The sequence below is a fragment of the Micromonospora sp. NPDC047187 genome (assembly GCF_040643355.1).
GTDB lineage: Bacteria > Actinomycetota > Actinomycetes > Mycobacteriales > Micromonosporaceae > Micromonospora > Micromonospora salmantinae.
In genome coordinates this window covers 13947-27427 of record NZ_JBEYUF010000031.1, presented here as the reverse complement: position 1 = coordinate 27427, position 13481 = coordinate 13947, and the positions used below count along the sequence as shown (strand labels likewise).

The following is a 13481-nucleotide window of genomic DNA, read 5'->3' as shown; positions in this document are numbered from 1 at the left end:
CAGCCATGCCCAAGCGGGTAACCACAGAACCCGGTCGAGATCGGGGCCCGGCGATCCTGGCACCGGCCCGTTTCGGGGGCTTCCCGGGAGCGGTACGCACGCCGGTCCCCGGCAACTCCCTGATCAAGTTCCTCGCCACGACCGACCACAAGCAGATCGGCCTGCTGTATCTGCTGACCTCCTTCGGGTTCTTCCTGCTGGCCGGCCTGGAGGCGATGCTGATCCGGGCCGAACTGGCCCGCCCGGGGATGCAGTTCCTCTCCTCCGAGCAGTACAACCAGCTCTTCACCTCGCACGGCGCGGTGATGCTGCTGCTGTTCGCCACGCCGGCGGCGTTCGGGTTCGCCAACTACATCGTGCCGATCCAGATCGGCGCACCGGACGTGTCGTTCCCCCGCCTCAACGCGCTCGCCTACTGGCTGTACCTCTTCGGCGGCCTCATGGTGGTCGGCGGGTTCCTCGCCCCGGGCGGCTCGGCGGACTTCGGCTGGACCGCTTACGTCCCGCTCAGCAGCGTCGAGAACAGCCCCGGGGTGGGCGCGAACATGTGGGTGCTCGGCCTTGTCGTCTCCGGGCTCGGCACCATCCTCGGCGCGGTCAACCTGATCACCACGATCCTCACGCTGCGCGCGCCCGGCATGACCATGTTCCGGATGCCGATCTTCACCTGGAACATGCTGTTCACCAGCGTGCTGGTGATCCTCGTCTTCCCGCTGCTGGCCGCCGCCCTGCTGGCGCTCTCGGCCGACCGGTTGCTCAACGCGCACGTGTACGACGCGGCCACCGGCGGCCCGATGCTCTGGCAGCACCTGTTCTGGTTCTTCGGCCATCCCGAGGTCTACATCATCGCGTTGCCGTTCTTCGGCATCATCACCGAGATCATCCCGGTCTTCTCCCGCAAGCCGCTCTTCGGCTACACCGGGATCGTGCTGGCCACCATCGCCATCACGGTGCTGTCGATGACGGTCTGGGCGCACCACATGTTCGCCACCGGCCAGGTGCTGCTGCCGTTCTTCAGCATCCTGAGCTACCTGATCGCGGTGCCCACCGGTGTGAAGTTCTTCAACTGGATCGGCACCATGTGGAAGGGCCAGCTCACCTTCGAGACGCCAATGCTGTTCGCCATCGGCTTCCTGGTCACCTTCCTGCTCGGCGGCCTCACCGGCGTCCTGCTGGCCAGCCCGCCGGTCGACTGGCACACCCACGACAGCTACTTCGTGGTGGCGCACTTCCACTACGTGGTGTTCGGCACCGTGGTCTTCGCCCTGTTCGCCGGCTACTACTTCTGGTGGCCGAAGATGACCGGGCGCCTGCTCGACGAGCGGCTCGGCAAGGCGCACTTCTGGACCATGTTCATCGGCTTCCACGGCACCTTCCTGGTGCACCACTGGCTGGGCAGCGAGGGCATGCCGCGCCGGTACGCCGACTACCTGCCCACCGACGGCTTCACCACCCTGAACACGATCTCCAGCATCTTCGCGTTCATCCTCGGTCTGTCCACCCTCTTCTTCATCTACAACGCCTGGAAGTCCTGGCGGTACGGGGCGATGGTGACGGTGGACGACCCGTGGGGCTTCGGCAACTCCCTCGAATGGGCCACCACCTGCCCGCCGCCGCTGCGCAACTTCGACCGGATGCCCCGGATCCGCTCCGAGCGCCCCGCCTTCGACCTCAAGTACGGCCCGCTCGTCGCCGATCTGGGCCGCGACCTGCCACAGCGCACCACCAAGCCGCCACAGCACTTCGCCGAGGAGTTCCGGATGGAACACCACGCCCCGGAGTCGCCGTCCGCCGAGGGCGCGCACGGCGCCCGCGACGCGGTCGACTACCAGCCGGCGCCGCGCTCCGGCGCCCGGCCGGTGGACGTGCCGGAGCCCGAGGGCGTGCGCCGGCCGAGCTTTGAGCAGAGCGACCCGCCGCAGGACGCCGAGGACGCGCCGAAGCCGCACGAGCGCTGGCGCCACCCGCACAGCGACGGCAACCCCGAAGAGCACTGACCAGGGGTACGCGCAGAGGGGCCGACACCCAGCGGGATGTCGGCCCTTCGCTTGTCCGTGTGCGGTCAGTCCCGGGCCGGCGACAGGCCGGCGGCGGTGAGCGAGCGGCGTACCGCGGGCTGGACCCGGGTCAGCCGCAGCGGCACGCCGGTCCGCTCCGCCGCGTCCCGACCGGCCATCAGCGCGGCGATCCCACCGGCGTCGAAGCCACCCGCGCCGACCAGGTCGACGACCACCTCGCTGGGCTGGCCGGTGACCGCCTCCAACATGGCCCGGCGTAGTTGGTCCGCGCCGTCGCGGTCGATCTCGCCGCCGACCTCGACCACCACCGAGTCGCCGTTCTGCTTGACCGAGATCCGGGTCTTGCCCGGGTCGGGTTCGGCGGCGCCGTTCTGCCACGGCGGCGGCGCGTCGGCGAGCATCGCCTGGCGCAGCCAGGTGAGCGCCCGCGACAGCAGCCGGGACACGTGCATCTGCGAGATGCCGAACCGGGCGGCGATCTCCGCCTGGGTCTGGTTGCCGTAGAAGCGCATCGCGAGGATCCGTCGCTCACGCCAGGGCAGTCGGTGCAGCAGACCGCTCACCGTCACCCGGTCGTCGACCGACTCCAACGCGTTGTCCGACTCGCCGACCAGGTCTCCGAACTCGGCGGAGCTCTCCCCACCCACCGGCGCGTTCAGCGAGGCCGGGCTGTAGCCGGCCGCCGACTCCAGGGCGGCGAGGATCTCCTCCTCCGGGGTCTCCAGCCGGGCGGACAGCTCGGCCACCGACGGGGCCCGGGACAGCTCGCTGGTGAGCGCGGCGGTGGCCTGGCCCACCTCGAGGATCAGGTCCCGCAGGCGACGGGGCACGTGCACACCCCAGGTACGGTCCCGGAAGTGCCGTTTGATCTCGCCCACGATGGTGATCGCGGCGTACGCGGTGAACGAGCCCCGTTCCGGGTCATAGCGGTCGACGGCGTTGACCAGTCCCAGCCGGGCCACCTGCTCCAGGTCCTCCAGCGGCTCCCCCCGCCCCCGGTACCGGCGGGCCAGCCGACCGGCGAACGGCAGCGCGAAGCGCACCAGGTCGTCCCGGGCCTCCCCCCGCCGCTCCGGCGGCAGCCCGGCGATCCGGGCCGCGTACGCCATCGCCGCCGCGTCGAGATCCTCCAGACCTCGATCGTTGGGTGGTGGTGGGGTCGTGGTCGTGGTCGTGCTCGTCTGTCCGAACATCCGCGCCTCCCTCAGGAAGGTCCCCCGCCCGGATCGGGAAACCGGTCGTGCGCGTGGTCGAGCCACGCACCGGGCCGGAAAGTGGGTCAGTGACTGGGATGCCAGCGGGCGACACCGCCTCTACGCAGCGCAATCAGGCCGTCGCAGCCAGCGATGTTCCCGCTCCGTAGGTACTCAATCACGGGACCCCGGGTTCGCGAGGATGTTTCGGCGTGCTCCGTCTCAGGAGACCAACAACCCCTGGTGGCCGCCGCTGTCGCGGAGCACGGCCAACGCCTCGGCGACCCCCAGCGGGGGCGGCGCGGGCAGGTCGTACGGCTGGGCGCGCAGCACCTCGGTGGCCCGGCGGGTGGGCACCGAGGTGACCGGGTAACCCCGGGCGGTGGTGCGGTCCAGCGCCCGACGCCGCCGGCCGAACCCGGCCACGGCCAGCCACTGCGGCAGCCCGGCCAACGCGGGTGAGCGCACCCCGGGCGGCTCGGGCAACACGTCCACCGAGCTGAACGCCTCACTGCCGGCGAGCCACCACTCGGCCTCGTCGACGCTGCGGCGGGTGGCGTTCTCACACCAGTACGGCACCAGCCCCGCCCGCACCACCTGCCACGGGTCGAGCAGTCGACCGCACTCCACCACCAACCGGTCACCGGTCTTGCCGGCGCGTCGCAGCCACCGCCGGTACAGGTCGGCCACGCCCGCGCTCAGCGCCGCCGGCCGGGGCACCAACACCCGGTGCAGCGGGTGCTGGTGCCGGGTGGACCAGTCCCGCGCGGCCAACTCGAAGCCCGAGTCGACGCCGTGCTCGGCGTACGCCGACGGCACTGACACCTCCGGCGGCTCCCACCGGGTCGCGTCGCCGCCGACGGAGCGCAGAACCTGCCGCAACGCGTGGCTGTCCGGGTGGAAGTCCACCGGGTCCAGCCCACTGCCCGGGCAGCCGACCTGGAAGCTGTGCCCCGGTCCACGCTCCAGCACCGGCCAGGTGCGCGCGTCGCGGACCAGCAGCACGGGGGCACCCGGCAGCAGCAGGTCGGCCAGAAACCGCGCGTACGCGGCCGGTAGGGCCCTCCACGCGGCGGTCAGCGACACGGTCGCCCCGGTCAGTGCGCCCCGGCTGGCCGGGCAGTGCACCTGGCGCAGGTGCAGGTCGGCGTTGCCGGCGAGCAACCGGGTGGCGAGTGCCGCGCCATGCTCCGCGGCGTCCGCCGGGCGGTCCACCCCGCCGTCGGACCAGTGCACGGTCATCTCGAAGCCCGCCGGCAGCCACGGCACGCCGAGGGCCACCGCGAGGTGCGCGGCCGCGCCGTGCGGAGAGCCGATCAGCACCCCGGGGTAACGCCGACGGGGGTACTGGTCGACGAACCAGCGGGCCACCCTTGCGGCGTCCACCTCGTCGACCTGGGCCACGGTGAGCGCGACCCGGCCGGCGGCGCGGGTGACCGCGGCACGGCGCACCGGCTCGGGGGCGCCGGGGAACCGCGACGTCGGCCCGGTGTGCCCGAGGTCGGCGCAGTCGACCCCGCGCAGTGCCCGGGCGGTGGCGGCGACCAGCACCCGGGCGGAGCTGCCCGCGGCCACGACCCGGTCGCCGGCGAGACCGGCGCCATCGGCCGTGAGCCCCTTGTGCACCTTGTGCACCGGCCCCACCTTGCCTTTTTCGCTCACCACGCGGCCGGGCTTCCCGTCCCGATGGGGTTCAAACGGGGCATCACCCACTCGGCGGCACATTCCGCTGGTCAGCGGGGTGCGCCGGTCATCACCGGCGTTCGGCGGCGCGGGTTTCGCCAGGGTCAGGACGGGCACTTCCGGGGCCATGCGCACCGACGACACCAGCGAGCCAGCCGCCGCCACGATCACCCCGTACGAGGACGGACCGTTGCTGGTCCGCGGCGACTTCGCGTTGGTCACCCCGGATGGCGATCGCATCGACGCGCGGCGGGGCACTGTGGCGTTGTGCCGGTGCGGCAAGTCGGCGCTCAAGCCGTTCTGCGACGGCACCCACAAGGCGATCAACTTCCGTGCGGGCTCCACCCGCGAGGGCTGACCCCTGGTCGCGCCGGGTCACGGGGCGGAGGACGAGGAGGGGCCACACCCCAGGCAGGTCCCCTTTGCTCTGCACCCGCCCACGCACCAGGCACGGTCCGTAACTGGCGCGTGGGGCGGGTGCAGAGCAAAGGGCGGACCCGGGACGGCGCGCCCCACCCGAACAGCCGGTCGTCTAAGCCCGCCGACCCCCACACGCCCGCGCGTGATCCACCCGTCGGCTTCCCGGACGTGACAAGCCCCTCGGATCAGACGAGCGCGGGCGGGGCCACCTCGGGCGGCGCGACAAGCGAGACCTTGGGCGGCACGGCCGGCGGGGCGGGTGCGCGCAGTGAGCTACGGCCGGCGGCCCAGCTGTCCAGCAGGTGCGCGGCGAACAGCCGGTCCACCGCGAGCCCGGCCGCCGCGCCGAAGAGCACATCCGAGGCGAGGGCCGGCTCGACGCGGACCAGCCCGCCGCACATGTCGTGCGCGGCGATCTGCTCGTGCACCGCGTCGGCCTCGACGTGCTCGTCGTAGAAGCGGGTGGCCATCTCGTCGAAGCCGAGCCGGCGCAACCCGTTGCCGTAGCGGCGGTTGGGCTGAGAGGAGGTCATCTCGAACGCGGCCAGGTGCCCGAGCAGCGCGCCGCGCAACCGTCGGTGCAGCCCGAACAGCGACATCAGGTTGTTGGTCGCCAACGTCACCGCAGGCGCCACGTCGATGTGGGTGCCGTAACCGGTGTCCAGGCCCAGCCGGTCGAGGGTGCTTCGGAACAGCTCGGCGTGCATCCGGTCCAGCCGCCCGTTGCCGTACTCGTCGGTCTGGATTTCCACGAGCGCGGCCTTGGCCGGACCGCCGAGGCGGGGCAGCGCCCAACTGTGCGGGTCCGCCTCCCGCAGGTGGTAGACGGAGCGGTGGACGACGAACTCGCGGAACTGGGTGAGGTCGGCGCGGCGTTGCAGCGTCGCGGCCAGCGCCGGACCGTCGTCGGCCGCGACCAGCTCGGCCAGGCCGGCCGCCACCCCGGCGGCGGGCACCGACGGCGCGCCGACCAGCCGACGCAGCGCCGCCTCGAAGACCCGTTCGCAGCGGGCACGCAGCGCCAGCAGCGTCGGCTGCCACTCCCACGACTCGTCCACCCCGAGCCAGCCCCGGTAGTGCAGCTCGTAGCAGAGGAACAGCGTCAGCTGCAGGTCCTCGTCGATGATCGGGTCCGCCGGGTGGAGGTCGACGCCGAGATCGGCCGGCAGGTCGTACGGTGGGTGCCGCAGAGCCTTCACGACCGCCGCGGAGAGCGGACCCCGTGCCGTCGGCAGGGTCGCGGGACCGTAGCGGCGGTCGGCGGGCTCGGACATGGGACCTCCAGCGTCGTCGGGCCGCTACTCATGCCCTGGTCCGGGGTGGCTAAACGAGGTCGTCGGCGTTCGCGGTGACCTCCACCTGCTCGCGGACCTTCCGGGCCGGAGCGCCCTCGGCGTACAGGCCCCGCAGGTCGGCGAAGGAGGGTTCCGGCGGTGCCAGCGACACCGCCGGGTCGACGACTGCCTCCAGTACGCAGGGACGGTCCGCGGCGAGGGCCTCGTCCCAGGCCGCGCCGACCAGCTCCGGGCGGTCCACCCGCACCCCGTGCAGCCCCAGCAGCCGGGCCCACCCGGCGTACGGCACGTCGGGGCGGCGGTGGGTCGGATCGGACGACGGTTGTCGCCCGCCACCCATGCCGTTGTGATCCCGGTTGTTGAGCACCAGCACCACCAGCCGCGGGTCGCGCCACTGCTGCCACAGGTGCGAGACGGTGATCAGTTCGGCGAGCCCGTTGAGCTGCATCGCCCCGTCACCCACCAGCGCGACCACCGGCTGGTCGGGCGCGGCGAGCTTGGCCGCCACCGCGTACGGCAGCGCGCAGCCCATCGAACCGAGGGTTCCGCACAGCTGCGCGTTGACCCCCGGCGGCAGGGTGAGGTGCCGGGCGTACCAGTAGAGAACCGAGCCGACGTCGACGGCGACAGCGCCGGTGCCCGGCATCCGGGCGGACAACTCCTGCAGGACGAGCTGCGGGTTGACCGGGTCCGCGGCGGCGGCGGCCCGCTCGGCGGCGACCTCCCGCCAGCGGTCCACCGAACTCTCCACCGTGGCGCGCCACTGCTGTTCGGGCCGGCCGCGCAGTCGGCTCAGCAGCGCCCGCAGCGTCTCGGCGGCATCACCGACCAGCGGCACGTCGGCCGGGTAGCGGGTGCCGATCCGGCGTCCGTCGATGTCGATCTGCACCGTGCGCGCCTGCTCGGGCATCGGGAAGTAGTCGGTCCACGGGTCGTTGGTGCCGACCATCAGCAGCGTGTCGCAACCACCCATCAGCTCGGCCGCCGCCGGGGTGCCGACCTCGCCGAGCACCCCGGTGTGGAACGGCAACCGCTCGTCGAGCACCGGCTTGCCGAGCAGCGAGGTGGCCAGGCCGGCGCCCAGCCGGTCGGCGATCTCGATGATCTCGGCGGCCGCGTCCCGACCACCCTGGCCCACCAGGATCGCGGTCCGCTGGCCGCCGCCGAGCAGCTGCGCGGCGGCGTCCAGGTCCACCTCGTGCGGCAGGACCCGGGCCAGCGGTTCGCCGGGGGTCGCCGTGATCACCCCGGCGCCGTACGACTGCAGGTCGGGCACCAGCGCCTCCTGCAACTGTCGGGGCAGCACCACGCACGTCGGGCTGCGGGTCGCCGCCGCCGTCCGGAACGCCTGGTCCAGCAGCGCCGCCACCTCGTCGGGGTTGCGGCCGTACCGGACGAACTGGTTGCACACGTCCCCGAAGAGCCGGCTCAGCCCGATCTCCTGGTGCGCGCCGCCGAGCGGCCCGGAGATGTCCTCCCCGACGATGGCCACCACCGGCTTGCTGTCCAGCTTGGCGTCGTAGAGGCCGTTGAGCAGCTGGACGGCGCTGGGGCCCTGGGTGGCGAGGCAGACCCCGATGCCGCCGGTGAACTTGGCGTGCCCGGTGGCCATGAACGAGGCGGTCTCCTCGTGCCGGGCCGGAATGAACGCCGGCTCGCCGCCGGTGCGGTCCAGCGCGTCGACCAGTGGAGCGATCGCCTCGCCCGGGTACCCGAAGGCGCGGGGCACTCGCCAGGCCAGCAGCCGCTCCACCACGACGTCCGCAACCGTTCGGTCAACCATTGCCGCGCCCCGGTGTGCCGGGGTCGACGTAGCGCAGTACCGCGCCGACGCCGTCGGTGAGGTCGGGCGCCTCGTCGGCGCCGAGCACCGTCAGTGCCGCGTCGGTGCCCACGAGCGCTCGGACCAGCGCCGCGTCGGCGCGTACCCGCTGCGGGTCGGCGACCGACATGGCGGCCAGCTGTCCCGGGTCGACGGCGATCTCGGTGGGTTCCGCGCCGATCCACAGCTCACCGTTGGCCGACGGGTCGTCCACGATGAGCATCATGTCGACCTGGTTGCGTTGTAGGGCCGAGACGACGGCGTCAAGCCCGCCGCCCACGTCCTCCTGCACGCCGAACTTGTCCAGCGCGTCGCTGATCCGCTGGTCGGCGATCTCCGCGATGGTCTGCACGGTGAGGTCGTCCAGCATCGTCTGGTCGGCGCCGCCGGCCCGTGACCCGGCATCGGTACGGACCACCAGGTCCTGCCAGCGCTCCGGCATCTGGGCGGCGATCATTCCGGTGGCCCGGACGTCACCGGCGACCACCACCACGTCCGCGCCGACCCGGTCGGCCAGCTGCACGGTCGCCGCGGTGACATCGCCGGCGTTCTGGTGCCACGCCTCCATGGCCGCCCGCTGGTAGCGCGACTGGGACCAGCCGCCGGGCTTCGCCCGTCGCAGCGGGTACTCGTCCCGGCCGGCGACGTGCGCCCGCCGGGGCACCCCGCCGGCGCTGACCGCCATCGCGTCGGCGCCGAGCCGGTCGGCGATCACACGCACCCAGGCCACCTGCTCACCGCGCTGGGCGAGCAGCGGCATCACGTGCGGCAGCGGCCCCACGTGGGCCAGGTCCCGCAGTGGCGGTGCGGACAGGTACTCGGACAGCACCACCTGGCCGTGACTTGCGAAGAGCGCCAGGCCGTAGTCCCCGACCATCGGATCATGACCTCGGACCACCCGGTCCAGCGCGGCGATGTTCGCCTCGTCCGCCCCCTGTTCGGCCAGGCTGCGTTCCAGGGCACGCCAGCGCAGATCCAACGCGGGATGGGCGTCCTCCGTGTCCGCGGAGGCGTCCAGATACACCGAGCACCACGGCCCGGGACGGTCGTAGAGCGGGCGCAGGAAGGACAGCTGCATGCTCGACCCCTTTCCAGCTCGGCCCCCCGCTTACCCGGGTCGCCGGGGTTGTCACCTCGCGGCCGTGAGCCCGTGACCAGGTTTCATTCACGTCGTTCAACCGAGGACGTCGATACGATCTGTGAACACACGCGGACTCTCGGTGGTGGAAATGGACAGCGGACTCGATACCCGACGGATCGTGCACCCGACGGAACGAATCGTCACCGGGCGGCTCGTCCGCCTGCTCGACGGCTACACCCGTGAGGTGCGCATCGGTCAACCGGTGCTGGTGGCGGTGCTCGCCGCGGCGGCCTTCGCCCGGCTGCCCGCCCTGCTGCTGCGCTCGCTCTTCTCGTTCGGCGGCGGCGGCACCCGCCGTCGCTGGAAGGAGCTGAAGCAGGGTCCGGAGTACCTGGTCACCCCGGTGCGGCTCCGCAACACCGCCGGTCAGCTCTGCGAGGTGGAGCTGCACGGTCACCTGCCGCAGAGCGCCCTGCACCCGGCGGACCAGGTGCAGCTCACAGTGCGCCCGCAACGCGACCCGGAGCTGCCGCCCCGGATCGAGCAGATCGTCAACCTCACCACCGGGCAGTTGCTGACCCCGCGTACGGCGACGCTCTGGTCGCATCTCGGGCCGCCACTGCTGTTGCAGGCGTTCCTGGGCACGCTGCTGGTGGCCGGCATCGCGGCCTGCTCCGCGCTGACCTGATCAGGGCCGGCGGGTCGGCGGTTCAGCCGATCGGGATGAGTGCGCGGGCGGGTCGGCGGCTCAGCCGACCGGGGCGGGCTCGCGGGCAGGCTGCCTGTCGACGGCGAGCATGCCCCGGCGACGGGCCCAGCGCTCGAAGGCCAGGGTGGCGAACGGCGGCACCGCGCTGGCCAGGGCCACCGCCGTGGCCAGCAGGCTCCACCGGTGCAGCCGGGCCACGGCAAGCACCAGCAGGACGTACGCGACGAACAGGCCGCCGTGTATCGGCCCGAAGATCTTGACGCCCAGCTCGTTGTCCGGCGGACCGTACTTGACCAGCATGCCGACCAGCAGCGCCAGCCAGGAGCAGGCCTCGGCGATCGCCGCCGCGACGAACAGCCGGGTCACCTTCTCGCGCATCCGCACGCCACCACCTCTCGGCCCGCAATGCTATCGGTCCGCCCTGGCTGGGCTAACAGGGCGGGCAGGTGGGTAGGAAAGGGTCCTCGGGTCTTCCCCCGCCCGGCGATCACGTGCGAGGTTAGGGGACCAGCGGTGACGGGGTGGTGACCATGGGCGAGGACGTCGGCGTACGAACCTTCAGTCGAGAGGATCGAGCCCGCTACCGCGACAAGGTCCGCCGCTGCCTGGATGTCTTCGCCGAGATGCTGCGCGAGTCGCGCTTCGACCTCGACCGGCCGATGACCGGCGTGGAGATCGAGCTGAACCTGGTCGACGAGGCGTCGAATCCGGCGATGCGCAACGCCGACGTGCTGGCGGCCATCGCCGACCCGAGTTTCCAGACCGAGCTGGGCCAGTTCAACGTCGAGATCAACGTGCCACCGCGCCGGCTGACCGGCACCGGCACCGCCGACTTCGAGGAGTACGTGCGGGCCAGCCTCAACGCCGCCGAGGTGAAGGCCCGGGCGGTCGGCGCGCACATGGTCATGATCGGCATCCTGCCGACGCTGCGCCCCGAGCACCTGACCGCCGAGACGCTGTCGGCCAATCCCCGCTACAAGCTGCTCAACGAGCAGATCTTCGCGGCCCGCGGCGAGGATCTGCCGATCGCCATCAGCGGGGTGGAGCGTTTGGCGGTCACCGCCGACACGATCACCCCGGAGGCGGCCTGCACCAGCACCCAGTTCCATCTTCAGGTCAGCCCGGCCCAATTCGCCGACTACTGGAACGCCGCCCAGGCGGTGGCCGGCATCCAGGTCGCGGTCGGCGCGAATTCGCCGCTGTTCTTCGGCCGGGAGCTGTGGCGCGAGACCCGCATCCCGCTGTTCCAGCAGGCCACCGACACCCGGTCGGAGGAGATCAAAGCCCAGGGGGTACGCCCCCGGGTCTGGTTCGGCGAACGCTGGATCACCAGCGTGTTCGACCTGTTCGAGGAGAACGTGCGCTACTTCCCGGCGCTGCTGCCGGTGTGCGACCCGGAGGACCCGGCGCAGGCCCTCGCGGCCGGCGAGGTGCCCAATCTGGCCGAGTTGCGCCTGCACAACGGCACCGTCTACCGGTGGAACCGCCCGGTGTACGACGTGTCGCGGGGCCGGCCGCACCTGCGGGTGGAAAATCGGGTGCTGCCCGCCGGCCCGACCGTGCTGGACACCATCGCCAACGGCGCCTTCTACTTCGGGTTGGTGCGCGCCCTCGCAGAGTCGGACCGGCCACTGTGGTCGCAGATGTCGTTCAGCGCCGCCGAGGAGAACTTCACCAGCTGCGCCCGACACGGCATCGACGCGCAGGTGTTCTGGCCCGGTCTCGGTTACCTGCCCGTCACCGAGTTGGTGTTGCGCCGGTTGCTGCCGATGGCCCATCACGGCCTGGACCGGTGGGGGCTCGACCCGGCCGAGCGTGACCGGTTGCTCGGCGTCATCGAGCAGCGCTGCCTGGCTGGCCGCAACGGCGCGACCTGGCAGGTGGAGACGCTGCACCGGTTGGAGTCGGCCGACCACCTGGACCGGCCGGAGGCGCTGCGCGAGGTGGTCCGGCACTACGTCGACCTGATGCACAGCAACCGGCCGGTGCACGAGTGGCCCATCCCCTGATTGGGCGTCACTCCCCCCGGCCGCCCACACCGTTCGCGGACCCCAAGGCATCGATCCTTGTCGTAGGCTGTTGCGGCGCGGACATCGACGCCGATGAGGGGATCGCCCGTGACAACTTCCGGAACGGACCGCACCCCGACCCCGAGATCCGCAAGCCAAGCCCTTTCCCGGCGGCACGTGCTGGGTGTCGGGGCGGCGGCTGCCGGTGGGGCCTTGCTCGTCGGCACAGCCGAGGCGGCGCAGGCCGCGCCGGGCGGCCCGAAGCGGGTGCTGCGCGCGCCGGCGCTGGCGCCCGGGGACCGGGTCCGGGTCGTCTCGCCCGGGGGCACGCCCAACCCCGCGAACATGGCGCGCGGCATCGAGATCCTGCGAAGCTGGGGCCTGGAGGTCGAGCTGGGCGCGCACGTCTTTGCCAGGTACGGCTATCTGGCCGGAACGGATGCCCAGCGGCTGGCCGATCTGAACGCCGCGTTCAACGACCCCGGAGTCCGTGGTGTGTTCGCCGCCCGTGGCGGCTACGGCACCCAGCGGATCGTCGATCAGATCGACGTGGCCGGCATTCGGCGCGACCCCAGGGTGGTCGTCGGGTTCAGCGACATCACCAGCATCCACGGCAGACTCTGGCGCGAAACCGGGCTGGCCACGTTCTACGGCCCGATGGTCAACTGGAGCGACAGCCGCACCGGCCCGGAGTGCGCCGAGTCGCTCCGGCGGGCGGTGATGACGACGGCCCCCGTCACCATCTCCCGGGATCCCGCCGAGACGGCCGCCCCCGTGCTGGTGCCCGGACGGGCGACGGGTTCCCTGCTCGGGGGCTGCCTCACGCTGATCTCCACATCGCTGGGCGCCGACGACGCCCCGAAGTTCGACGGTGCCATCCTGTTCTTCGAGGACGTGGACGAGGCACCGTACAGCATCGACCGGATGCTGACCGAGTTGCGCCGGGTGGGCGTGCTGTCCAGGGTCGCCGGGGTGGTCATCGGCCAGATCACCAACAGCGTCGGTGGACCCGACGAGTGGGACGCGGCCGCGGTGCTCAAGGATCGCCTCTACGACCTCGGCGTACCGGTCCTCGGTGGGCTCCGACTGGGCCACGGCAATGGCCAGCTCACCGTTCCGCTCGGTTCGCGGGCCACAATCGATGCCGTGGCGGGGACCCTGACCGTGGAGCCCGGAGTCCGTCCCCGCTAGCTTCGCCACCCTCTTCGTCGCCGGCTTCACCAGCGCGGTCCGCAAGACCTGACCCCAGCC

General features: G+C 72.1%; 11 protein-coding genes. 5 read left to right on the top strand and 6 right to left on the bottom strand.

Translation table 11 applies throughout. From position 1 onward, the window contains the following. Positions 1-5: 5 nt before the first annotated feature. The gene (gene ctaD, locus ABZ794_RS30385; protein ID WP_238689712.1) at positions 6-1997 is read left to right on the top strand and encodes a cytochrome c oxidase subunit I; all 1992 of its coding nucleotides are present in this window, start codon (positions 6-8) and stop codon (positions 1995-1997) included. Positions 1998-2062: 65 nt separating this feature from the next. Here the strand turns inward: ctaD and ABZ794_RS30380 are convergent, their stop codons facing one another. Both ABZ794_RS30380 and ABZ794_RS30375 read right to left on the bottom strand, forming a co-directional pair. Next, on the bottom strand, positions 2063-3211 hold the full coding sequence (locus ABZ794_RS30380; protein ID WP_210784335.1) for a SigB/SigF/SigG family RNA polymerase sigma factor: 1149 nt from the start codon (positions 3209-3211) through the stop codon (positions 2063-2065). A gap of 222 nt (positions 3212-3433) precedes the next feature. Continuing rightward, a complete protein-coding gene (locus ABZ794_RS30375) occupies positions 3434-4876 on the bottom strand; it encodes a hypothetical protein (RefSeq protein WP_357518791.1) in 1443 nt (480 codons plus the stop codon). A gap of 145 nt (positions 4877-5021) precedes the next feature. Between ABZ794_RS30375 and ABZ794_RS30370 the strand changes: the two genes are divergently transcribed. Beyond that, the gene (locus ABZ794_RS30370; protein WP_210784331.1) at positions 5022-5252 is read left to right on the top strand and encodes a CDGSH iron-sulfur domain-containing protein; all 231 of its coding nucleotides are present in this window, start codon (positions 5022-5024) and stop codon (positions 5250-5252) included. A 247-nt stretch (positions 5253-5499) separates the two neighbouring features. Here the strand turns inward: ABZ794_RS30370 and ABZ794_RS30365 are convergent, their stop codons facing one another. Genes ABZ794_RS30365 through ABZ794_RS30355 form a run of 3 tightly spaced genes read right to left on the bottom strand, consistent with a single transcriptional unit; the run spans position 5500 to position 9509 of the window. Next, complete coding sequence (locus ABZ794_RS30365; RefSeq protein ID WP_357518788.1) at positions 5500-6588, bottom strand: iron-containing redox enzyme family protein; 1089 nt, start codon at positions 6586-6588, stop codon at positions 5500-5502. A gap of 49 nt (positions 6589-6637) precedes the next feature. Next, complete coding sequence (locus ABZ794_RS30360; RefSeq protein WP_238689709.1) at positions 6638-8392, bottom strand: thiamine pyrophosphate-binding protein; 1755 nt, start codon at positions 8390-8392, stop codon at positions 6638-6640. Further along, positions 8385-9509, bottom strand: coding sequence for a Vms1/Ankzf1 family peptidyl-tRNA hydrolase (locus ABZ794_RS30355; RefSeq protein ID WP_357518786.1), 1125 nt, complete (start codon positions 9507-9509; stop codon positions 8385-8387). The genes ABZ794_RS30360 and ABZ794_RS30355 overlap by 8 nt, the downstream gene beginning before the upstream one ends. Before the next feature lie 142 nt (positions 9510-9651). Between ABZ794_RS30355 and ABZ794_RS30350 the strand changes: the two genes are divergently transcribed. Then, positions 9652-10200: a hypothetical protein gene (locus ABZ794_RS30350; protein WP_210784348.1), complete on the top strand. Its 549-nt coding sequence runs from the start codon at positions 9652-9654 to the stop codon at positions 10198-10200. A 60-nt stretch (positions 10201-10260) separates the two neighbouring features. Here the strand turns inward: ABZ794_RS30350 and ABZ794_RS30345 are convergent, their stop codons facing one another. Further along, the gene (locus tag ABZ794_RS30345; protein ID WP_210784347.1) at positions 10261-10599 is read right to left on the bottom strand and encodes a DUF3817 domain-containing protein; all 339 of its coding nucleotides are present in this window, start codon (positions 10597-10599) and stop codon (positions 10261-10263) included. Between the two features lie 152 nt (positions 10600-10751). Between ABZ794_RS30345 and ABZ794_RS30340 the strand changes: the two genes are divergently transcribed. Together ABZ794_RS30340 and ABZ794_RS30335 are read left to right on the top strand one after the other, a co-directional pair. Beyond that, positions 10752-12230 (top strand): glutamate--cysteine ligase, encoded by a 1479-nt coding sequence (locus tag ABZ794_RS30340; RefSeq protein ID WP_210784320.1) that lies wholly within the window; start codon positions 10752-10754, stop codon positions 12228-12230. A gap of 213 nt (positions 12231-12443) precedes the next feature. Next, positions 12444-13421, top strand: a complete 978-nt coding sequence (locus tag ABZ794_RS30335) for an LD-carboxypeptidase (protein ID WP_357518784.1) — start codon at positions 12444-12446, stop codon at positions 13419-13421. The last annotated feature ends 60 nt before the right edge of the window (positions 13422-13481 follow it).

Coding starts and splice junctions, on each gene's coding strand:
- ABZ794_RS30345 (WP_210784347.1), bottom strand. CDS start 10,599: ATGCGCGAGAAGGTGACCCGGCTGTTCGTCGCGGCGGCGATCGCCGAG.
- ABZ794_RS30355 (WP_357518786.1), bottom strand. CDS start 9,509: ATGCAGCTGTCCTTCCTGCGCCCGCTCTACGACCGTCCCGGGCCGTGG.
- ctaD (WP_238689712.1), top strand. CDS start 6: ATGCCCAAGCGGGTAACCACAGAACCCGGTCGAGATCGGGGCCCGGCG.
- ABZ794_RS30360 (WP_238689709.1), bottom strand. CDS start 8,392: ATGGTTGACCGAACGGTTGCGGACGTCGTGGTGGAGCGGCTGCTGGCC.
- ABZ794_RS30365 (WP_357518788.1), bottom strand. CDS start 6,588: ATGTCCGAGCCCGCCGACCGCCGCTACGGTCCCGCGACCCTGCCGACG.
- ABZ794_RS30370 (WP_210784331.1), top strand. CDS start 5,022: ATGCGCACCGACGACACCAGCGAGCCAGCCGCCGCCACGATCACCCCG.
- ABZ794_RS30380 (WP_210784335.1), bottom strand. CDS start 3,211: ATGTTCGGACAGACGAGCACGACCACGACCACGACCCCACCACCACCC.
- ABZ794_RS30340 (WP_210784320.1), top strand. CDS start 10,752: ATGGGCGAGGACGTCGGCGTACGAACCTTCAGTCGAGAGGATCGAGCC.